This is a genomic window from Vibrio sp. 99K-1, assembly GCF_013114585.1.
In the GTDB taxonomy this organism is placed as follows: Bacteria; Pseudomonadota; Gammaproteobacteria; order Enterobacterales; family Vibrionaceae; genus Vibrio; species Vibrio chagasii_B.
In genome coordinates, this window is record NZ_VTXF01000008.1 from 23,680 (window position 1) to 45,630 (window position 21,951).

A 21,951-nucleotide genomic window follows, 5' to 3' on the forward strand; every position below is an offset into this window, starting at 1 on the left:
AGAGATTATGGATAACGTAAGTGTTTCATTAGCACTATTGTTTATCGCGGTACTTTTTATCTCCCAAGCACTATTGCTACCTGCTGCGGGGAAAAAAGCAAAGCATAAAGAGTTATCTCGTCGCTTAAAAGAGACGCAGCGTAATATTGATGAAGAGAGTTTGTCTTTGTTAAAAGAGCATTATAACAAAGACTTATCCCCCATCGATCGTAAGCTCATTGTGGTTCCTTATTTTGCTAGCTTGAAAAAAATGTTGGAGTTGGCAGGTATTAGAGTCGCGTTAAGTCGCTTTCTGTCGACTGTGACTCTTTGCGGGCTTGCGCTGACATTGATAGCCATCATGACAAATCAAGTGTGGTTTATCTGTGTCGCAGCCTTCATCCTTGTTTGGGTTATCGCTTACCTATATGTGCAGAATCGAGTGACTTATCGAATGGCTCGATTTGAAGAGCAACTCCCAGAAGCTTTAGACATCATTCGCCGAGCATTACAAGCTGGGCAGCCTCTTGTGCAGTCTTTTAATGAAGTGGGTGAAGAGCTACCAGATCCGATAGGCACTGAGTTTAAGAACACGTATAACCTGCTTAACTACGGTTATGACTTGCGCCTGGCTATTTTACAGATGGCTGAACGTGTACCAACGGTTTCTATGTTGGCTTTCTCTAGTGCCGTGATGTTGCAAAAAGAGACTGGGGGTAACTTGTCTGAGAACCTCCAAAAAGTATCTGAAGTACTCAGAGCTCGCTTTAAGTTAGAAAGAAAAGTGAAGACGCTCTCGGCTGAAAGTCGATTATCGGCATGGATATTAACACTATCTCCATTTGGGTTGTTTTTTGCTTTAAGAGTTGCCAGCCCAGAATACATAGAACCGCTTTACCAAGATCCCCGAGGTCTATCAATGGTTAGTGTGGGTATAGTGCTGTTGGCTGTCGGAGCCTTATGGATCAAAAAGATCATTAGCATAGAGATATAAGCCATGGACCTATTAAATATTGATGTGTGGGAGCAGATGTTAGCTGACTTTGGAGTGAGCTCTCAGATGGTTATCTATGCGATGATTCTGCTTACTACTGTTTTGTTAACATTAACGCTAGGGTTCCTATTTTTGGGTGCTCGTTCCCCCTTAGACAAGAAGCTTAGACAGATTTCTGAAGACGGACAGGTGAGAGGTAAAAAACCGTATGACTTCTCTAATACGCTAGAGTCATTAAGCCCTTTTCTTAGTAAAGGGAATAAAAAAGACAATGAAACCTACTCAGAAAAGCTCATGCACGCAGGGTTTCATGAGAAGAATGCTTTGTCCGTTTTCTATGCGTTAAAAGTGCTGTCGAGCTTAGTCGGTGTTATCGCTGCTTTCATGGTTTATTACATCTCATTAGGTGGTAGTTACAACAATTTATTGATTATGACGTGTGTTTTTCTAGGGACTTTTACACCTAATATTGTACTGAGCAAGCTGCAAAAAGAACGTCAGAAAAAAATCAGAAACGGAGTGCCTGATGCACTCGATCTTCTCGTTGTATGTACCGAGTCCGGATTGGGCTTTAATGCGGCCCTTGGGCGTGTCGCGTCTGAGCTATACGTCTCTCAACCTGAGCTTGCAGATGAATTGGATACGGTTTTTGCCAAGATACAAGCTGGGGTAACCATGCCCGATGCGCTTAGACAATTCATCGAACGAACTGGCCTTGTTGAACTAGAAGGCTTGGTATCTTTGCTTTCTCATGCCTCCAGAATGGGGGGAAGTTTAGCGCAAACACTGCGTGATTATACGGAAGATTTTCGAGATAAACGCCAGCAAGCGGCAGAAGAGGTGGCTGCGAAAATACCGACTAAAATGTTATTTCCTATGCTGATTTTTATTTGGCCTTGTTTTTTCATTGTTGCACTTGGCCCAGGACTACTTATCGTAATGGACGCATTGAGTGCGCCGGGAGCAAGTTTATGATGTTATACAATAAGTTCCTTCTACTTTTCCTACCAATACTACTACTCGGTTGTGCATCATCTGATGAACCAACGAATCAATTTGATGCAGAACTGTATTCCGGTAAACCGATAGATACGTTAACGAATGATGACCCTCCTTTGAGTGAGAAGGAAGCGATCATGCGTGGTGACGTAGCATTAAGGGACAACAACATCGATCTAGCCTTGTATGAATACATTCGCTCACTGTCTTTTCCTGAGCAAGAGTTTCACGACAAAACGCTGTTTACTATAGGTAAAATCCATTCATCTCGTGGCAACGCGGCGCTTGCCGAGAAAGCGTATCTGGCGGCCTTAGATTTCAATCCAGCACATACCGAGGTACTGGAGGAATTAGGCGTTTTGTATACGAAGCAGCGACGAACGGATGAAGGTCGAAGTTATTTCTTTAAAGCGATTAATGCCGACCAAGTTCGTTTGAAAAGCAGTGAAACGATTAAAAACCACCAAGCGTTAAGCCAAAGTGAAGTCGCTAGCTTGAAGGTCGACAGTATGTCTCCTGCATCAGCATATATGGGGATTGGTGTGTTGGAAGATGTCGACGGAAAGCATCAGATAGCTCAAGAGTACTTCAAAAAGTCGCTGCAGATAGACAAAAACTCATTCAAAGCTCTGTTGAATATGGGCTACTCCCATTACATGTACGGCAATTACAAGGAAGCGTATCAGTACACGCGTTCAGCTCTAGAGTTAGAGCCAAATAGTGAGAAGGCCCAAAACAATCTAGCCCTCATTTATCTGGCTTCCGGTGATGTTAAGAAAGCCACTAATATGTTTATGCGACATATGGATACGCCTGAAGCGTTGAATAATGTAGGGTATTTCCTAATATTACAAGGTAAGCCGGATGAAGCCGTTCCTTACCTTCAGCAAGCAATAGACAAGAAACCATCGTATTACAGAGTTGCGAACGAAAACTTAAACAGAGCATTAGCGGAAGTGAGAGAGATGGAGCAATAGTCGTTTAAATTTTGGCTCAGTGAAAAGGATATTCATGTCGCCTAAAAGTGAGAGTTTTAATAAAGATATCATTGTTATCTCTGTGATCTGGCTAGTTTGTGCCACAGTGATCTTTATTTACAAGTGGGAGAGTGTTTCAGCTCTTAACCTGAATGACAATGACGACTATATGCGTTTCGTTCAATTTCAGGATTGGATGGCAACTGGACATTGGTACCTAGAGCCAATGAATAATTTTAATGCCGCTGACGGCATTGTTATTCATTGGTCTCGCTTTCCTGATTTAATCTTATCGCTCGTAGCTTTTCCATTGTTGTTTATCGTCGATGATAATCTTGCTTATACAATATCAATTTCGCTTGTCCCTCTGCTTTACTTGCTACTTTTTTCTCTGTCATGCTTTTACCTAGCTGACCACCTCTTCGGTGCCAAGTATCGCTTTATTAGTATGATGTTTGCGATTTCTTCGCCTTCAATTATCCATTTTTTACCCGGTTCTATTGATCATCATAATATTCAGCTGGTCTTCGCGGTCCTATTTCTAGCTTTAACGCCATTGAATCATGAGCAGTTGCGCCATGCGTGGCGTGTTTATGCGCAATCTATCTTGCTGTCTCTATCTTTATGGACGGGGCTTGATAATGTTTTGCTATTCATGTTTTTTTTCGCGATTTACACCGTGTATTGCGGTCTTGTTCGCCATGAGTGGTTTGGCTATATCTCTAAGTTGTATGCGAGTTCCGCTCTGTTTGGGATTTGTGCGGTTTTATTAAATCGGCCTTACGATGAGTTTTTTGTTTTTAAGTACGACGAAATATCATTTGTTCTCATCATCCTTTTCTTCTGTGGTTGGCTTTTCGTTAATGTTTATCATCGGTTTATGAATGAAGATAACAGTCTACTGCAAAAGGTTTTTCTGTTCGTATTTCTAGCTGTTCTATTTTTAATCCCAGTGGCAGTGCTTTATCCATCACTCAGCAGTGCGTTGTTAATTGATTACCCTCCGATACTTAAAGTCTATTGGTTAGACCAAGTGACAGAAGCGAAGTCGGTCGTTAGATATGTCGCAAGTCATGGTTTTTTCTCGATAGAGAATTACGCTTTGCTGGTGATTCCTGCCACTTTGTATCCACTTTTTAAGCGTAAAAATCACCACTGCACAATTTTGTATCTCATCTTTATGTTCAATTTAGCCCTTGCGATCTTTTGGCAGATTAGAGTCATGAGGTTGTGTTTTGTGCTAGCGGCTCCCCTCCAAGCATACGTGATTCTTCAGTTAGCAGATTACATTCGTTCCTCCATCATAAAAGCGACGGTTATTACTTCTGGAGCACCACTAGCGGTCGCCTTTGTCATTCTCGCGTTGTCGCCAACCGAAGAAATTACAACTACTCTTGATCAAAAGGAGCAATCGCTGAAGATTCATAAGGTGTTAAAAGATAACGATATAAATTCGCACACCATACTTTCAGGGATTGAAACGGGGGCTCCAGTGTTGGCAAAAACGGATAATCGAATTATTGCTGCTCCTTACCATCGAAATATTGTTGGGAACCAATTTCTTATTGAAGTGATGCTAGAGGAAGATCTGAGCTTAGCCGAAAGGAAAATCATAGAGAAAAGCATCGATATCATTGTTATTGGCAATGACCCGCATTTGTTGATTTTAAAGGACTCGGCGAGCGAGGAGGCATTTATCAATAAGCTGTACAGCTCAGATACGCCAACTTGGTTAGATGTTGTGTACGACAATATTGAAAATGGGTACCGAGTGTTTCGAGTCAGGGAGAGTTCATGAAGAATCAAACCACAGCGGTGTTACTCCCGTGCTATAACGAAGCCGGAGCGGTTGGAAAAACGGTGGCTGACTTTCAACGTGCACTACCAAGTGCGACGATTTATGTGTACGACAATAACTCCACTGATGGCACGGTCGAAGAGGCGCTGCAAGCTGGTGCTGTTGTTCGCCATGAGTATCGTCAGGGCAAAGGTGAAGTCGTGCGACGGATGTTCTCAGATATTGATGCTGACATTTATATTATGGCTGATGGTGATGATACCTACGACGCCTCCATTAGCCCTACACTGATTGAACAACTGGTTACTGAACAGCTCGATATGATCATTGGCAGTCGAGAGCGCTCTTCCGAGGCTTATCCTGCAGGACATATTTTAGGTAATAAGATGTTTTCGACTCTGATAAATAAAGGGTTCAATGCTCAATTGAATGATGTTTTCTCTGGCTATCGAGTGATGAGTCGCCGGTTTGTAAAAACGGTTCCTATTTTCAGTGATGGCTTTCAAATTGAGACGGAACTAACCGTGCATGCATTGCACCATAATATGTCGATCAAAGAAGTACCCACTCATTATCACTCAAGGCCTGAAGGCACGGCGAGTAAGCTGAATACTTTGAGTGATGGGATCAAAATCCTCAACTTTATTTTGTTCCTGCTACGAGACGTAAAGCCGATGTTTTTTTTCGGTGCTATGTCGGTGTTGCTTTGCTTTATCTCATTGGGATTAGGGGTTCCCGTTATTATCGATTTTATTGATACCGGGCTCGTTGAAAGAGTCCCAACAGCTATTCTGTCTAGTTCAATTGCACTTATCGCGGTGATGTCTTTCTTTTGCGGCTTGATACTCGACAACGTGTCGCGCGGCAGACGAGAGATGAGGATCCTTTCAATATTAAGAAGTCACGATCACAAGCCATCTCAATAGGATTCAGGAATGAGAATAAACAAGGATGAAGACAAGGAGTGGCTCGATTATTTGTCCCGTTTCAGTGATGAATATGACGAGCGAGTCTACGAAAGCAGTACAACAGGCTATGTGATGAGGGCGGGTCATATAGCGTGTGAGAAGCCTTTCAGTAACAGAGAGCATTTCTCGAAGGTGCTAGAAGTGGGTTCAGGAACGGGTGAACACTTGAGACATGTTCAGCATAGTTTTGACGAGTATACGGTCAGTGATGGCGATTCTGCCGCACTTGAAGTGGCAAAAAGGCAACTCAGTAACACCAGTACTTATGACAAGCTCGTTTTTAATGTAACGAATGCACGAGCGTTAGACTTTGAAAGTAACTGCTTTGATCGTGTTATTGCGACACATATATTGGAACACCTTTATGAGCCTCACCTTGTGATTAAAGAATGGCTTAGGGTATTAAAGCCGGGCGGCACTTTGTCCATTTTGATTCCCACAGACCCAGGTATTGCATGGAAAGTTGGTCGCTATATGACGACAAGAAAACTTGGAGTGAAAAAGGGGTGGAACTACGATTACATTATGGCGAGAGAACATGTTAATCCCTGCAATAATTTGATCGCCTTTTTAAAGTACTATCTCCCTGATAATAAACACTCTTTTTGGCCATTAAGCCCAATTCCGCTCATTGATTGCAATTTGTTTTTTAACTTCCATGGAATCAAGCCTGCTAGTTAAAGGTTCGATGGCTCCTATCGTTCAGTCGTAAGCAAGAAGTTAAGTATTCACTAACTTCTTGCTTCGGTTAGATCTTTAGTTAACAAAGCCAGTAAGAGCGCCGAATAGCATAAACATGCCGACAAGCCCTACGATTGGCATCTTGACCGTTTTCAATAGCCACACACCTATGATGATCAGAGCGAAGTCTAAACCGCCACTCACCGCACTTGTGAAGATTGGCTGATACAGAGCCGCAAGTAGTAACCCGACTACCGCTGCATTCACACCGGTAAGTGCACCAGCAACCAATGGTTTACTTGCGATTGCCTGCCAGTTTTTCAATACCCCCAGTAGTAATAAGAAGCCCGGTAAGAACACGGCGATTGTCGCTAACAAAGCGCCAGTAATTGGTGCCGATGGCATTAATACATAGCCTAGGTATGTCGCTAAGGTAAACATAGGACCAGGTACAGCCTGTGCTGCAGCATAGCCCGTTAGGAACGCATCTTGGGATAGTTGGTCACCAATACCATTCTGCAACAATGGAAGTACCACATGACCGCCACCGAATACTAAGCTGCCAGCTTGATAGAACAGACCAAATACCTCAATACCTTGAGAGTATGCACTGAATAGAGGAAGGCCAACCAACAGCGCAACAAAAATAACGAGCGGTGTTATGGAGATCTTGTGTGTTGATGGAACCGTTTTGATGTCTTGTGAGGTCAAAAACTTGCTGCCAATGATTGCGGCAAATAGAAGTACCAAGATTTGTGGCCAGATCCCAGGAAGCAACAGGAGAACCACGGCAGTCATGACACATAAAGCGGTCGCGACTTTCGATTGGCAAAAGTTTTTGTACATGCCAAATGTGGCATCAGCAACCACCACCACTGCGAGTAGCTTCAAACCGTGAATAATTGAATTAAACAGAGGTGCTTCCAATAGCTGATTGCTCACCAAAGCTAATATCAACATTAAGATGACAGATGGGGAAGTAAAGCCGATAAACGCAGCAATCGCACCCGTTAAGCCACCTCTTTTGTAGCCAACCGCAAAGCCAACTTGGCTTGAACCTGGGCCGGGTAGAAATTGACTAAGCGCGACAATTTGCCCGTATTCTTCATCAGATAGCCAGTTAAGTTTCTCAACAAAGGTTTTACGGAAGTAGCCAATGTGCGCAGCTGGTCCACCAAAGCTAATCCAGCCAAGCCAGAAAAAGGTTTTAAAAATTGAAAGCATGATCGATTCCAGATAAATGTTTAGCGTAATTTATGGTGACTTGCACTATGATTCAAATTAATTGTTTTAATTGTAACTATTAATGAAATAGGTTCTGCTGGATGGCTGATTTTAACTGGAAAGGTATCGATCTTAACTTATTGATAGCTCTGCAAGCGTTATACAAAACGAACAGTGTAAGTAAAGCGGCTGAGCGCTGTTATGTCAGTCAGTCTGCAATGAGTCATAGCCTTCAACGACTTCGAAAGTTGTTTGATGACCCTCTGTTTGAGCGAGTAGGTAGCAAAATGGAAGCAACGGATAGAGCGATTGAATTATCCAGTACTGTCGATGCCTTGCTCAATACCATTCAATCTGAAGTACTACTCTCTAAATCATTTGATGCAACAACTTACCAAGGCAGTTGGAAGATTGGTCTTACCGATTATGCCGAGCAGATGTTTGCTCCAGTGTTGTTTGATCTCATTAAACAGTCCTCTCCTGATTCTCAAATTGCGTTGTTCAACGTAAATCGAGCTAACTATCAGCAAGTATTTGAAGATTCTAAGCTTGATATGGCGATCGGTAGCTTCGGTGAAGTGTCTAAGCTATACAGAACCAAGCACTTGTACACAGAACAGCACGTCTGCTTGCTCGACAATTCAGTGTTGTCGATCGAAGAGCCCATGTCTTTAGTACAATTTGCATCTGTTGGGCATGCTTTGGTTTCTCCTGCAGGAGTGATAAAAACGGGAGTCGACAGTCGCCTAGCTGAACTTGGCTTAAGTCGAAAAGTGGTTATTGCTTCGAGTAACTTTTTAACGGTAAAGCGCTTAATTCGTGGCAGAGAACTGCTCTGTATAGTGCCTAAGCTGGTGGCTCGTAATGACATTGAGGGTGAAGAAGCACTGTTGGCTGTCAAGCCACCGATAGATGTACCGGATTTCGATATACAGCTTGTCTATCGGAAAGCGAAGCATTTAGATGATAAAAATAAGTTACTTAGAAGGTTGATTACTGAAGCTGTGTCGTCTGTGATTACTGAGTAATTTTTTGTATTGGGGGATAACCACACTTTTTCTAATTATTTAAGGAAAAATCAGGTTAATAATAAGAATCCGACTATACTTAATTTACGACTCAAAGCAGTCGGAAAGAATAGGCTTTTTGATTTACCTAAGTAAAAAAATTGGTTATATCCTCATGATATAGCTCAAAAACCTACCAGGCTAAACGGATTTAGTTGGTCTAAAAAGCGCTAGCTCCCCCTAGCGCTTTTTCTTTTGCATCAGTCAGATTTACCAATGTATCTTCAATCACTTAAAGTGAGAAACGAGTCCATTTTTTTGCTCTCCAGCGATACGCCATGATGATGCCTCGGAACCATTCATCCATCGCGATCGCCATCCAAGCACCAAATACGCCATAACCCCAATGCACGCCAAGTAGATAGCTCATCGCGACGCCAATGCCCCACATGCTAACAATGCCCATTTTCACTGGGAACTTGATGTCACCAGCGGCTTTCAAACAAGAGATGAAGATCAGGTTAAACACGCGGCCTGCTTCTAAAATAATAGAGCCAGCAATCAGAGAGGCCGTCAGTGCGAGAATTTCAGGGTCTTGTGTGAACACATCCAATATCTCGAAACGGAACAGATAGATCACGCAGGTAATGGTGGTCGAGGCAATAAAGCCAACCACGAAATAACGTTGTACTCGGCTGGCTATTTCATCAATCCAACCTTTGCCGATGTAATAACCGGTTTGAATTTGGCTGCCCTGACCAATCGCCAGTGCAAACGCAAAAGAGAGGCGAGCGATGTTTTGTGCATAGGTGAATGCTGCCAACGAAGCCGTGCCCATTTGCACGACAAAGAACATGATGGTGATCTGCGCCATGTTGTAAGACAGCACTTCTCCGGCGTTCATCGAGCCGATCTTCATTATCTTCTGATAGATAGATTTCGGTACCGATTTAAATTGTTTTACGGGTAGGTCTATGCCTTTATTTCTGACCACACCAATCAAGATAAACATGCCAATCACTTGGCTAGTCACGGTTGCAATGGCTACCCCTTGAACGCCGTATACCGGTAAGCCAAAAGGTTGGTAGAGCGCGCAGTAGTTACCGAAAATATTAATCACACCAGCAATCATGTTGATGACCATTGGAGATTTAGAGTAACCATGGCTGCGGAGGATAGTGGTGAGTACCACACCTATCGTGACGTTGAAAGTGAGTGCGCCACTGATGAACAAGTACTCCTGTGCGTACTGTTCAACCTGAGCTTCAAGCTGATAGAGCGGAATAAAGTACTCTGCCCCCAGCACGGCGAAAATACTCAGCAATACACCCGTAATTATCGCCAATATGATGCTGGCAACGCCGACTTGCGCGCTTTCTTGATCGCGTGAGGCGCCATTGTATTGGGCAATGAGAATACCAGTACCACTGCTGACCATGGTCGATACGATGATTAGGAAAAAGGATATCTGAGAGATAACACCAACGGCAGACACGGCTTTGTCTGAGTATCCCGATAACATGAATACATCGCTGGTGTTGAGTGCAGTTCGAAGCAGCACTTCGATAAAAATTGGCCAAGTGAGCGCAACGATTCCCATGCGTTTGTTTAGGGTGGAATCAGCATTAGGCATTTAGTTTTTCTCAAAAAAAAAGGAAGGCGAGACTATAGTTTAGTGGTTATTGGGTAAACGACTATCAAATTAATGTCCGGATTACGAATAAGGGTAAAGATATTTTGAATAAACCAGTGTTGTCCACACTCTTGCTCTTTGTGGTGAAACTTATTCGCGTGTTTCATGGTGTGATTCGATCGGATTTTAGCCACTGAAAAATAACAACAAGAGCTCAATGGGCAGGAATGAGAGTAAAAGGATCATGGTAGGCCAAATACTCCTATATCTTCCTTTTTCATGCTGAGTGAGAAGTAAAAAAAGGCACTCAGCGAGATACTGAGTGCCAAAGCCTGAAATTTATGAGGTTATCTTTTCATTGAATTCCAGAAGACAGGTATAGGTTTAATTTACTCTGCGTCAGTAAAGAAATCGTTGTAAAGCATGTACAAGTGAGCTGCACTCCAAGAGAAGTTTGGCGCACCTTGTTGCTCACCGTTCAATGGATTGTAGTTCTCACGGATAGGGCCGTCTTGCACCAAGCCATCGGCGTGGTCGAAGAAAGCGCCTGCCATTTCAATCGCATCATCACGGTAGCCGTAGCTGTCCATACCTTTAAGGCCGAAGTAGAACTGGTCTACCCATACGCGTCCACGCCAGTAAATATCTGGGCCAAATGCTGGGCTAGAAAGCGCTGCCGTACCCAGTGGAACGTAGGTGTTGAACTCTGAGGTATCTTTCATCACAGAAACCACCGCATCGGCGTGTGCTTGGGTTGCTGCGCCATTGAATAGTGGTGACCAACCTTCAGGGCCTTTGCCACGTTCGACAATCGGTTTACCTGCACAGCCATTGGCTAACGGTTTATCTTCAATACGAATGTCGTAGTAGAAGTTCGTGCTTTCATCGAACATACAGGTGTTGATGTAGTTCGATAGGTGCTCAGCCTTTTCACGGAATTCTTTCGCTTCTGCATCTTTGCCCAGAATGTCAGCCATTTCCGCTAGGTACTTGTTATCGCTGTACATGTAGCTTGCTTGGTCAACGGACTCTTGTAGCAGTGAGTAGCCTAACAGGGTGCCGTCTTCCGCGCGGTTTTGGGCGAATTCAACATCCCAATCACTGCGTTTTCCGCCGTTGGCAACGTAGGCGTCTAGCTGGTCTTTATCGATGAAACCAAAGGCTGCCGCATCATCACGACCTGATTCCCAAGACGCAGCGGTTTGAGCTGGGCTCTCGATGTAGTCATAGTTACCTTCTGCAATCACTTTATCCAGTGCTTCTTGACCTACAACGGTTTCGTGTTTGTCACCACGAACCACAGTGAAGTACATTTCGCCTTCAGGAGTGTTGTGTGCTTTATCACGCGCTGCTCCGTACTCTGGAACGCCATTGCCATTGTTGTCACGGTTACGTAGCCACCAGTCGTGGTATGCCACTAGTTTTGGGTACATCTCTTCTAGCCAAGCTTCATCGCTGGTGGTCTTGTAAACTTCCATTACCGCCCATGCCGCTAGGCTTGGCTTGGTGTTACGTTCGTTCCAGTTACCGCCGTCACCGCCACGCTCTGGGCTTAGGTTGTAAGCCAATAGATCTGGCACGTAACCTTCATCCCAAGGGCGAACCGGATCGTCAGCTTGAATTTGGTAGGCAAACATTGCGCGGATGTTGTCTTTCGCTACGTCTGGGTTGAAGTGCGCCATCGCGTAAGCTTGTTTCCATGTATCCCATGGCCATGTTTGGTTGCCTGAGAACCAGCGCGCTGTTACCGAAGGTGTCACAGAGTCAAACTCCATCGCACCGGCTGCACCACGCCAGTTACCGTTTAGGGTTTCCATCGCTTTTACCGCAACACGCTCTTGCTCAGGCGTCGCATTCGGGTTGGTTAAGCCCATCTCTAGGTAACCTTCCCAGCGAGCTTCAGATGCGGCTAAGAAGTCGGTAGGGTTTGCCATGATCTTTTTGATCTCTGGCTGTTCCGCTTTCGCTTCTTCTGCCGTTAGCACGTGCGAGTATGTGGTGTAGATGATGGTTGATTCTTCAATGCTTGCCGTTGAAGTAAACGTTAGGCCATCGACCTTGATTTGGGTTGGGATCGATTTATGAACTTGGTACTCAGACTCGCCTGAAGTCAGTAGATCCCAGGTTGAACGCACTTTACCGAAAGTGACCTTTAGACCGTCTTCGGTTGCAACGATTTGGCGGTTGTAGTCAGGGTAAGTCTCGGCGATGGTTTTATCGGTTTGCGCGACGCCTTCTTTCGCGTGTGTTTTTTCAAGCAGTTCACCGTCCCACACTAACTCAACTGGCGAGTCAGTGGTGATTTTAGTCTCTAGTAGAGAGGTACGGTTAGAAGCAAAACGCAGCGTCATCTCGACTGTTACATCGTCAGACTTTAGCGTCTGAATCAACGCGCCCGGTAGGCTGTAAGCTTCCATCGTGAATTTGACTTTTTTGCCATCTTTGAACACGCTTAGGCGGTCAAAGTTATCAGCCATGAAGTTGATGTACTCTTCAGTAAGTAGCGCCGTTCCCGGGAAGCCACCCATGCCTTCAGCCGTGTCTGGTAAAAGGTGACCGTGCCATGCACCTAGGTCGAAGAACGGGTTAAAGCGTTGATGGTCATCGAAGTCGTAGTCACGCATGTATTCTGGCGAGCCAGTGCGGTCGATAACGTTTTTAAATTGGTTTGCTTGAAGCTCTTCAGAGCCTGTATTTGATGCGCAACCAGTAACAACAAGTGCTGCGCCAATAGCGATAGCTGCGAATGATTTGTTCAGTTTCATAGTGAGTTCCTGTTATTACCAGTAGAAGTATTGCATTGCGAACACTTGTGCGTCGCCAATTTCAGTGTCGCTACCTACGCCAAAGCGGCTATCGAAAGCGGTCGCAAATGCACCGTTTCCGTATTCGTACCAAACACCGGCGTTGATGTAAGAGGTGATCTCTTTTTCACCGTTATCGCCATCAAAGTTGGCGTAGTTGTAGGCTGCTGACAGGTAAACGCCTTGTGCGGCTTCGTACCAAGCGCTAGTTTGAATACCAGACTCACTGCCGAAAGACTCTTGGTTACCTTTATCGGTGTCGTGCCACACACGCGTAGCGAAGTTCTTGTATTCAGCACCTAGTAGTACAAGTTCGCCACCGTCGTTATTACGAACTTCACCGCCACCCATTAGGGTTAGGTCGTCAGTCAGGTCATATTGGACATAACCGTTGACCATGGCGTTTTTGTCTTTCCATTGATCTGCGAAGTTGTCGTATTTACCAAAGTGAATCAGCGCATCGTCTTCAGAGAAATCAGATTCAGGAGCGAAGGAAACGCTGTAGCGCAGCTTGCCTTCTAGGTTTTGGATCTTCACACCAACGTGTACGTCGCGAGTGTTTGAGATCGCGTAGCCGTACTCTACCGTTGGGTCACCCCACCATTGAACGTCATCCAGAGACGAGTCCATACGACCGACAATAAATTCTGTTTTTGCATCAGTGCGGTAACCAGCGTAGAAGCGGTTAAAACCACCTTCGAAGCCGCCCCAACCGTGGCCAGTAGCCCATGCATTGCCTTCGTCATCGGCTTGAACTGTCCAGCCTTCCATGTAAGCAAGACCAAACCAATTACCATGCTCGATAGCCAAGCCAGCTTCAATGTAAGTGCCGTCGGCGTAGCGGCCTTTGTCGTCACCTTCTAGAGCAACATGACCACCAAGGCCAAGCTCACCATAGAAGTTAAAAAGCGTTTCGGATTCTGTTTTAGGGGGCTGAGTGTCGCTGTGGTTAGCAGCGGTTTCATTAGCGTGGGCATTCGCCGTTAGAGCAGCAAGAATACAACTTGTAATAAGAGTGGTTTTAGTAAAACTACGTTTCATTTTATTCACTTCTGTTTCGGGTTGATAAATGAAGCTTCGTAGGTTGTTCTGACTTCTAATATGGGGTGCTCTTCAAGGCGTATACGGTCAGCTCACTTACGATCGCAAAACCGATATTAATGATTATTTTCGTGTTTAAAATTAAATCACTCTAAAAGTGTGATCTGTTTTTAGTAAATATTTACCTTGGCGTAAATTTGGTTTTTAGTTGAATTTGTACGCTGATGGCTGGTGATGGATATATTTGGTTTGTGAATTGAAATCTGATGGAAGAATTGGATGGGTAAATAAAAAGGCACTCACCAAATGGGGGAGTGCCTTAGGGCTTTAACGAGAGTGCCTGAGGGGTTTAACGAGAGTGCAAGGCTAACTTAAGCGTTCGCAGGCTCTGGTTTTGCTTCTAGTTTTTTCTCTTCTGGAGACAAGCTTTTTTCGTATTGACCGTACTTCCACCATGCGTAACCCAAGAAGATCACGATGCCGCCGACGTTATAGAAGATGATAGTCATGATGTCAGCACCTGTTGGGAAGGTCGATGCGAAGAAACCCACGGTAAATATGCTGATAAGAATCGATACCGCAGCGATACCAACAGGGCGAGAGCCCATGCGGAAATCACGTGGTAGGTGATCGAGTTTCAGGCGCAAGTGTAGGTACGCGATCATGATGAACAGTGGCGGTAGCATTGAAGCTGCTGCAGTCATGTTGATGATGGTGCTCATCAAATCTTGCACCGTGTCAGACGCTAGCGTCGGGATGAACATCAACGGAATCACGATGAAGAACTGAACCCAGGCTGCACGCTCCGGTACGCCTTGTTTGTTCAGGGCGACTGTCTTCTCACCAAAGATACCTTTAGGGATTTCAGAGAAGAAAATCTTAACCGGTGTTGCTGTCCACATCAGTAGAGAGCCTAACATCGCAGTGAAAGAAACGATGCCCACAAAGCGATTCATAAGAATTTCAGGTAAGCCGAAGTAGAGTGCTAAGCCTTCAAAAACCTGTACTGAACCACCAGTGAATTTAAGCTCTTCGCGAGATACGAATACGTTAGCCAGGATTGAACCCACCGAGTACAGCGCACCAATGAAGATACCCGCAATGATGATCACTTTAACGAAAGACTTGTGACCGCCTTTGATGTCGTTTACGTAAACTGCGACCGACTCTGCGCCGCCAGCGGCCATGAAGATCCAAGTGATGACGCCTAGGAATGCCCAGTTAAAGCTTGGAGTCATTGCTTCAATGGTGATTGGGTCCGCCGGTTCGATACCACCGATCAAGGCACCGCCTGACAGCAGAATGTAAGACATGGTCAGAAGCAGCATCAATGACGAAGTTAATGAAGTGATAGGGCCTAATAGTTTCGCGCCGTTGTTAGAAATATGCGTCGCGACCGCAAACAAAATGGTACTCAATATCGCGGTGGTCATTGGCGTGAAGATGTACTCGAAACCTAAGAACGCATAAGACGCGTAAGCGATAATTCTAGGCAGTAGAGACGTGAAGAAGAATAGGTTAACAAACCAGTATGTGTAAGCTGAAATAAACGCCCAGCGACCGCCTAGAGAGCTTTTAACCCATGAATAAACACCCGCTTCTGAGTCTTTATTCAGGGATACGAACTCAGCAACAATCAGACAGAAAGGAACAAAATAAAAGATGGTTGCTAAAAAGAACATCGGAGCCGAGGAGAGGCCGATTTCGATGTTGTTATTAATGATGTTATTGAAGCTATATACCGCCGCGAAGGTCATAGACAGTAGGGCAAACTTGCCTATCGTACTGCGTTTATTATCGGACATGATGTTCTCCGGTGAATCACGTTGATGATCGTTATAACTTGGTCCTAGACAGGGTGAATCTAGGCCGCACTTTTATTGTTATGTTGGTTTGGCAAACACCTGCTTTGTTTTGTCAGGGTTGGCTCGTTGTTATTTTTATTCGATGTACGATCGGACACATAAGCATTGGTTTTTATTGATTTCAGTAAATTTATTACCGACATCAAGAGGCAGATACTAATGTGTTCTACAAAGAGATTACTTGTTTCATAGGCGACGTTTTTATGGAGCTTGTAGGGGCTATATGTCACTTTCTTTATATGAATCAGTTTGTCTCTTCAGCAAGAAGATTAAAGATTAAGCGGCGGGAAGTTAATCGAAATTGATCAAATATGTGACCTTGAGTAAATATATTTAGTTAATATTTTACCTTGGTTTTTGTAGCTGTTTTATTTGGCGATTTATCGGTGTTTATGAGAGGTTTACACTTGACGGAATGGCGTTTTTATTATTGTTTTTTCTATTTTAATTTATTGATTTAAATAGAAAAAGCGCCATTTTAGGCGCTTTTTATAAATACTGAAGGTTAACTCAGGTTACGACTGCTTAGCCGTTTCTAGCTTAGCTTCTTTACCTGCTTGCTTCTTTTCAAAGCGAGAGATCCACCACCATGCAATGCCAGAGAATACCGCTGTCATAAATACGTTGATGAAGAAGGCTTGAACTAGGTCTACACCTGTTGGGAAGGCTGAAGCTGTCATGCTCACAACGAAGATACCAATAAGTACTGATACTACTGCCATACCTTGAACTCGAGTACCCATACGGAAATCACGCGGTGTATCGTCATACTTCAAGCGGAACACAAAGTACGCCACCATGATAAAGATAGGCGGTAGCATTGCGGTACCAGCTGTTAGGTTGATTGCTGTGTTCATCATGTCTTGTACTGATTCAGAGCCGAAGCCGTTAACCACAAGCATCACGAATACGAACGCAAACTGCCACCATGCTGCACGAACTGGCACACCATGTTCGTTTAGCTCTGTTGTTTTTTCACCGTAAACGCCTTTCGGAATTTCAGAGAAGTGGATTTTCACAGGTGCTGCTGTCCACATCATCATTGAGCCAAACATAGCAACGAACAGAACGATACCAACGAAGCGACCCGTCATAGATTCAGAGATGTTGAAGAACTGAGCCATACCAGTGAAGATTTCAACCATACCACCTGCATACGTTAGGTCTTCACGAGCAACGAACACGTTTACCAGTAGTGAGCCAATGGCGTACATTGAACCGATAGCAATACCTGCACCGATGATTACTTTAATGAAAGACTTGTGGCCACCCTTTACATCGTTTAGATAAGCTGCTGCTGTTTCAGCACCGCCAGCAGCTTGGAAGATCCAACACATAATGCCTAGCGTTGCCCAGTTAATGGTCGGAGACATAGCTTGAAGCGTGATTGGCTCAGCTGGTACGTGGTCGCCGCCTAGCGCCATTAGTGCACCGATAACGTAGATAGCGAATAGTGCGAATACACCGTAAGCCACGATTTCAGAGATCTTGCCTAGCCAGCTCGCACCCTTAGTTGAAATGTGCGTTGCAGCAGCAAACAGAACAATTGAGATCACCGAAGTCACTAGCGGAGAGAAAGCGTATTCGTAGCCCAGCATTGCGTAAGAGGCGTAAGCAATGACGTTTGGTAGCAGAGATACAAACCAGAACAGGTTTACGAACCAGTATAAAAATGAGCCTAAATAAGCAGCTTTAGAGCCGAGTGGTTTTTTGAGCCAGTCGTACATGCCTGACTCAGAATTTTTATTTGCTGATACGAATTCAGCAATAATGAATACGAACGGAATGAAGTAAATAAGGGTCGCAAGCAAAAAGATAGGAGCAGAACTTAATCCCAATTCGATGTTGTTGTTTACGATGTTGCGAACGTTAAATACCGCTGCAAATGTCATGGAAAGCAGGGCAAATTTGCCTAACTTACCGCGTACAGATTCAGACATAGTGTCCTCCGAGGAATCACGTAATTATAGTCGTTATTTCTCAATGCTTCCTTGTAGGGAGGAAGCATTGAGGCTTTGTTCAGCATGTTGGAGCCTTGAACGGCAAGGCTCGATACATACTGTGAATAGATAGCGTTATTGTTTATTTATTGAGGAAGTAACCGTCTTCAATGGTCACTTTCAGTACCACTTTTCGAACTCGGTTATCACCGTGGAAACGGTAAGCCTGATTGTTGTCAAAGATCGCCACTTGGCCTTCAGCTAGCTCACGAGTTTCACCGTTCCCCATTAGGTGTTCGCGGTCGGTTTCATCGCTATAAGCTTGGATCTGCTCTAGCTCTGATTTCGCTGCGAATTCAACCTTTTCACGGCCTTCTAGGTAGTAGTGCACGTCGAAGTAACGACGATTACCTGTGAAGTTTTCTGTGTTCCGAGCCACACCGTCTTCAATCATGTAAGCCAGTGAATCACCAATGGAATACATCACGCCATCTTTGATGTTGCCGATGTTTTCAATCGCTTCTACACAGCGTTGCCATTTACGACCATCGCGGTAGACGACTTTAAATTGTTCTAAGTTCTCTAAAACGATCATCGCTTATGCCTCGTTCAGTTGTGGTTGAGCTTTTGGTGCATCCACCGTAAAAAACTCATCGCCAAAGTTGTGATTGATTAGGTGCTGCGCATCGCAATCGCCTGCTTGGAATGGAATCAGAGTTAAACCGTAGCGGAACTCGTCCATGTAAACGCGGTAAGAATCGAGCACTTCGCTGCCCCAAGAGTTAGAGCCTAAGCCCATCACTTGGTGATCTAGGTTTAACGTGATGTAACCGCTTTTCTCTAGCTCAATGGTGTGTTGTGCTTGGTGCAGGTTTTGGTTGGTGTAGAACCACGCGCTGAAGTTGATTTCTTGCTGTGGTTTTACTGCAATACCATTACCCGCGCGGCTTGAAAGCGCAGCCCAACGAACGTGTTGGCGGTTGCCGTTGTTCTGTGGGAACGGGTAGTTCTCGAACATGTCTGCAACGGTTGATTGGTACACATCAATCATGTTGGCTTGCTTGCTGTCTTGGTAGTTCTCTTCAGGGCCGCGACCGTAGTATTGAACTTGGTCGAAGTCGCCATTAATGCCCATATCAAAACCAATCACAGGAATTACATGAGGGTACTCACCGTAACGTTCGCCGCTTAGCTCAACGTTCAATTGGCCTTCAGCATTAACTTGGTAGCGATATTCACAACGCATGCCGAAATCGAATACTGGTGGAGCAATGATGCTGGTGGTGGTGATCTCTACCTTGCCGTTTACCTGTTCAACGTTAACGCATTCAAGGTCAATGCTACGGAAGTGCTCCTGCATAATTTGCAAGTGTGCAGGCTCCCAGTAACCATCGTGCTCTTGTTTATGGTTATCGATCATTGGCTTGAAGAAGTTGATTCGTGGTTCTGACTTAATCATCTCTTCGCCATTGACCAACCATGACGTCAGCTTGCCGTTCACTTTCGAGAAGTTCAGTGCGAAGTTGTGGCCTTTGATTAGGTAAGCTAAACGAGACTCTTCCACATTCAGTGCTGTCGCATTGTTGTTAGTGAAGGCTTCTAGCTGTGCTGTGTTCTCTTTCACTTGGAATTGATACACCGCGATGTCGTGGTTCGCTTCGCTGTAAGGCGTACGAGAATCCTTGCGCACGGTAAAGTTCACAAACACTTCGCGCTCATCAAGTTGTGGCAAGTTAAGTGTCAGTTCACGGCTCGAGTTTTCTGCCAGTTCTTCAATCTTGATGTGTTGCACAGCGATGGTTTCACCTTCAGCACGGATTTCCGCAGTGATGGTGTAGTCATCGATGTTTGAGAACCAAAGTTTGTTATCAACGGTGAAGGTGCCGTCTTCAGTATTGAAGTCACGGATCTTCACTGGGGCGATAACCTGCTTGTACTCTTTTAAGCCTGGGCCTGGTGTTTGGTCTGGGTAGATCAAACCGTCCATGCAGAAGTTGTAGTTGTTCGGGTAGTCACCGTAGTCACCGCCGTACTTATAGAACTCAGTACCCGCTTCATCACGCGCTAGAATGCCATGATCACACCATTCCCAAACATAGTGGCCTTGAATTGCATCGTGCTTGTAGAACACGTTTTGGTATTCGGTCAAGCCACCTGGGCCGTTACCCATTGCGTGTGCGTATTCACAGATAATGCGTGGTTTTTCGTGTGGGAATTCACCGAAGGCATTCATCAGTTGAGCGCGTGAGTACATGGTTGAAATGATGTCGACCACTTCAGCATCGCGGTCTTCTTCATAGTGAACCAAGCGGGTGTCATCAATTGCTTTTGCCGCATCGTACATAGAGCGGATGTTGCAGCCGTAGCCTGATTCGTTACCTAAAGACCACATGATGATAGAAGGGTGGTTCTTTTGAGCGTGGATATGACGTTCGATACGTTCAACAAACACCGCTTCCCATGCTGGATCGTTAGTGATGCGGCTTAGGTCGCCAACGTTAGCAAAGCCGTGAGTTTCGACATCGGTTTCACCCATCACGAACAGGCCGTAGATGTCACACAGTTCGTAGAAACGTGGGTCATTCGGGTAGTGCGCAGTACGTACTGAGTTGATGTTGTGTTGCTTCATCAACACCAAGTCTTTCTCAACGCGATCCATGCCGACAGCGCGACCTTTCAGGTGGTCGTTGTCGTGACGGTTTACACCATGCAGCATCACGTATTTGTTGTTGATGTAGAACAGACCATCGCGAACTTTAATGTCTCGGAAACCAACGCGCTGTGGAATCACTTCTAGCACTTTGCCGTCTGTGTCTTTTAGCGTCAGCAACAGTTGGTAAAGGTATGGGTTTTCAGCATTCCATTGAACAGGGTTCACGACATCGATAGAGAATTGAGTGTTCGCATTGCCGCCAGTCTGTTGGTTAGGAACAGTTAAGTTATCTACTGAGCCTTGGGAGATAACTTGGCTGCCATCAAGCAATGCGTACTCAATAGTTGCGTTAGTCGCTGCTGCTAGGTTTTCTAGAGCAACGTTGCACGAAAGGGTCGCGCTTTGGTAAGCGTCGTCAAAATCAGTACGAACCGTTAGGTCTTGAACGTGAAGTTGTTCTTTACCAACAAGGTAAACATCACGGAAGATGCCGCCTGTCCACCACATGTCTTGGTCTTCAATGTAGGTGGAGTCTGCCCATTGCATCACGCGAATAGAAAGTAGGTTGTTGCCCGCTTTTACGTGGCTAGAGATATCGAATTCAGCGGTGAGGCGGCTGCCCTTGCTGAAACCAACGTACTCACCATTTACGTAAACTTCGAAGTAGGTCTCTACGCCATCGAATTTAATAATGGTTTGTTTCTCGTTCCAGCTGTCGCCAAGGAAGAACGAACGTTGGTATGCACCTGTCGGGTTATCTGACGGTACGAAAGGTACATCAATCGGGAATGGGAAACCTTCATCTGTGTATTGAAGATCGCCGTGGCCTTCCATTTGCCACATGTTTGGCACCGTAATGTGGCCCCAATCGCTCATCTCTTGAGAGTAAAACTCTTCAGGAACCAAGAGCGGGTTAGTGAAGTAGCTGAAATTCCATTGACCACTTAGTAGTTGGAAGTGGCTGCTTAGTTCACGTTGAAATGTTTTAGCGGTTTTTTCTGATGCGTATGAGAAGAAGTAAGCACGTGGTGCCATACGGTTCTCATGTAAGTTCAGGAAGTTTTCCCAGTTGTTCACGTTGCCTCTCTCTCGGCCTATTTGAATGCTAGCCGACGTTCTTATGCGTAATTGGGTCGTAGTGAATACGAGTATTTTTTGGACTGAGGTAATTATTGGTAAAAGTTTTACTAAATGAAATTGGTGAAAACGTTTTACTTTAACTCCATCACGTTTTTTAGGGGCTTTTTACAGTGCTGTGTGATCCACTTAAAATAATGCTATTGGGTGCTTTAGGCGGCGGATTTTACAAGGGAGAATGCGAATGAAAAGTGATGTGGTATGCATAAAAAAGGCCACCCGACATATTGGTGGCCTTTAGTTATCTAATT

The 21,951-nt window shown here is 44.8% G+C and carries 15 protein-coding genes; 7 read left to right on the forward strand and 8 right to left on the reverse strand.

Features of this window, described 5'->3' with window-relative positions; all coding sequences use genetic code 11:
- The first annotated feature begins 7 nt into the window (after nucleotides 1-7).
- The 6 genes from F0228_RS08080 to F0228_RS08105 are packed head-to-tail and all read left to right on the forward strand — an operon-like array spanning nucleotide 8 to nucleotide 6,396.
- Entirely contained in the window at nucleotides 8-973 is a 966-nt protein-coding gene (locus F0228_RS08080) for a type II secretion system F family protein (protein ID WP_061032544.1), read from the forward strand.
- Between the two features lie 3 nt (nucleotides 974-976).
- Nucleotides 977-1,948, forward strand: coding sequence for a type II secretion system F family protein (locus F0228_RS08085; protein ID WP_061032545.1), 972 nt, complete (start codon nucleotides 977-979; stop codon nucleotides 1,946-1,948).
- The gene (locus tag F0228_RS08090; protein WP_061032546.1) at nucleotides 1,945-2,949 is read left to right on the forward strand and encodes a tetratricopeptide repeat protein; all 1,005 of its coding nucleotides are present in this window, start codon (nucleotides 1,945-1,947) and stop codon (nucleotides 2,947-2,949) included. The genes F0228_RS08085 and F0228_RS08090 overlap by 4 nt, the downstream gene beginning before the upstream one ends.
- 34 nt (nucleotides 2,950-2,983) lie before the next feature.
- Complete coding sequence (locus tag F0228_RS08095) at nucleotides 2,984-4,747, forward strand: hypothetical protein (RefSeq protein ID WP_061032547.1); 1,764 nt, start codon at nucleotides 2,984-2,986, stop codon at nucleotides 4,745-4,747.
- The gene (locus F0228_RS08100; protein ID WP_061032548.1) at nucleotides 4,744-5,673 is read left to right on the forward strand and encodes a glycosyltransferase family 2 protein; all 930 of its coding nucleotides are present in this window, start codon (nucleotides 4,744-4,746) and stop codon (nucleotides 5,671-5,673) included. The genes F0228_RS08095 and F0228_RS08100 overlap by 4 nt, the downstream gene beginning before the upstream one ends.
- 9 nt (nucleotides 5,674-5,682) lie before the next feature.
- Nucleotides 5,683-6,396 carry a class I SAM-dependent methyltransferase gene (locus tag F0228_RS08105; protein ID WP_017065822.1) on the forward strand — a complete coding sequence of 238 codons (714 nt, stop codon included), beginning with the start codon at nucleotides 5,683-5,685 and terminating at the stop codon, nucleotides 6,394-6,396.
- A gap of 75 nt (nucleotides 6,397-6,471) precedes the next feature.
- Here the strand turns inward: F0228_RS08105 and chrA are convergent, their stop codons facing one another.
- A complete protein-coding gene (gene chrA, locus F0228_RS08110; protein ID WP_061032549.1) occupies nucleotides 6,472-7,620 on the reverse strand; it encodes a chromate efflux transporter in 1,149 nt (382 codons plus the stop codon).
- A 101-nt stretch (nucleotides 7,621-7,721) separates the two neighbouring features.
- Between chrA and F0228_RS08115 the strand changes: the two genes are divergently transcribed.
- On the forward strand, nucleotides 7,722-8,648 hold the full coding sequence (locus tag F0228_RS08115; protein WP_061032550.1) for a LysR family transcriptional regulator: 927 nt from the start codon (nucleotides 7,722-7,724) through the stop codon (nucleotides 8,646-8,648).
- 271 nt (nucleotides 8,649-8,919) lie between these two features.
- On the opposite strand, the gene F0228_RS08120 is transcribed toward F0228_RS08115, so the two are convergent.
- From F0228_RS08120 to ebgA, 7 genes are all read right to left on the reverse strand, one after another.
- Nucleotides 8,920-10,260 carry an MATE family efflux transporter gene (locus F0228_RS08120; RefSeq protein ID WP_105057532.1) on the reverse strand — a complete coding sequence of 447 codons (1,341 nt, stop codon included), beginning with the start codon at nucleotides 10,258-10,260 and terminating at the stop codon, nucleotides 8,920-8,922.
- Between the two features lie 389 nt (nucleotides 10,261-10,649).
- A complete protein-coding gene (ygjK, locus tag F0228_RS08125; protein WP_061032552.1) occupies nucleotides 10,650-13,025 on the reverse strand; it encodes an alpha-glucosidase in 2,376 nt (791 codons plus the stop codon).
- A 15-nt stretch (nucleotides 13,026-13,040) separates the two neighbouring features.
- Complete coding sequence (ygjJ, locus tag F0228_RS08130; RefSeq protein ID WP_061032553.1) at nucleotides 13,041-14,105, reverse strand: protein YgjJ; 1,065 nt, start codon at nucleotides 14,103-14,105, stop codon at nucleotides 13,041-13,043.
- Nucleotides 14,106-14,476: 371 nt separating this feature from the next.
- Nucleotides 14,477-15,910: an amino acid permease gene (locus tag F0228_RS08135; RefSeq protein WP_061032554.1), complete on the reverse strand. Its 1,434-nt coding sequence runs from the start codon at nucleotides 15,908-15,910 to the stop codon at nucleotides 14,477-14,479.
- Nucleotides 15,911-16,485: 575 nt separating this feature from the next.
- Complete coding sequence (locus F0228_RS08140) at nucleotides 16,486-17,910, reverse strand: amino acid permease (protein ID WP_171762099.1); 1,425 nt, start codon at nucleotides 17,908-17,910, stop codon at nucleotides 16,486-16,488.
- 142 nt (nucleotides 17,911-18,052) lie between these two features.
- The gene (locus tag F0228_RS08145) at nucleotides 18,053-18,505 is read right to left on the reverse strand and encodes a beta-galactosidase subunit beta (protein WP_019824884.1); all 453 of its coding nucleotides are present in this window, start codon (nucleotides 18,503-18,505) and stop codon (nucleotides 18,053-18,055) included.
- A 3-nt stretch (nucleotides 18,506-18,508) separates the two neighbouring features.
- Nucleotides 18,509-21,640, reverse strand: a complete 3,132-nt coding sequence (gene ebgA / locus F0228_RS08150) for a beta-galactosidase subunit alpha (protein ID WP_019824885.1) — start codon at nucleotides 21,638-21,640, stop codon at nucleotides 18,509-18,511.
- Nucleotides 21,641-21,951 lie beyond the last annotated feature (311 nt).

Excerpts from the sequence above, each read along its gene's own strand:
- F0228_RS08080 (WP_061032544.1), top strand. The coding sequence starts at position 8 with ATGGATAACGTAAGTGTTTCATTAGCACTATTGTTTATCGCGGTACTT.
- F0228_RS08085 (WP_061032545.1), top strand. The coding sequence starts at position 977 with ATGGACCTATTAAATATTGATGTGTGGGAGCAGATGTTAGCTGACTTT.
- F0228_RS08090 (WP_061032546.1), top strand. The coding sequence starts at position 1,945 with ATGATGTTATACAATAAGTTCCTTCTACTTTTCCTACCAATACTACTA.
- F0228_RS08095 (WP_061032547.1), top strand. The coding sequence starts at position 2,984 with ATGTCGCCTAAAAGTGAGAGTTTTAATAAAGATATCATTGTTATCTCT.
- F0228_RS08100 (WP_061032548.1), top strand. The coding sequence starts at position 4,744 with ATGAAGAATCAAACCACAGCGGTGTTACTCCCGTGCTATAACGAAGCC.
- F0228_RS08105 (WP_017065822.1), top strand. The coding sequence starts at position 5,683 with ATGAGAATAAACAAGGATGAAGACAAGGAGTGGCTCGATTATTTGTCC.
- chrA (WP_061032549.1), bottom strand. The coding sequence starts at position 7,620 with ATGCTTTCAATTTTTAAAACCTTTTTCTGGCTTGGCTGGATTAGCTTT.
- F0228_RS08115 (WP_061032550.1), top strand. The coding sequence starts at position 7,722 with ATGGCTGATTTTAACTGGAAAGGTATCGATCTTAACTTATTGATAGCT.
- F0228_RS08120 (WP_105057532.1), bottom strand. The coding sequence starts at position 10,260 with ATGCCTAATGCTGATTCCACCCTAAACAAACGCATGGGAATCGTTGCG.
- ygjK (WP_061032552.1), bottom strand. The coding sequence starts at position 13,025 with ATGAAACTGAACAAATCATTCGCAGCTATCGCTATTGGCGCAGCACTT.
- ygjJ (WP_061032553.1), bottom strand. The coding sequence starts at position 14,105 with ATGAAACGTAGTTTTACTAAAACCACTCTTATTACAAGTTGTATTCTT.
- F0228_RS08135 (WP_061032554.1), bottom strand. The coding sequence starts at position 15,910 with ATGTCCGATAATAAACGCAGTACGATAGGCAAGTTTGCCCTACTGTCT.
- F0228_RS08140 (WP_171762099.1), bottom strand. The coding sequence starts at position 17,910 with ATGTCTGAATCTGTACGCGGTAAGTTAGGCAAATTTGCCCTGCTTTCC.
- F0228_RS08145 (WP_019824884.1), bottom strand. The coding sequence starts at position 18,505 with ATGATCGTTTTAGAGAACTTAGAACAATTTAAAGTCGTCTACCGCGAT.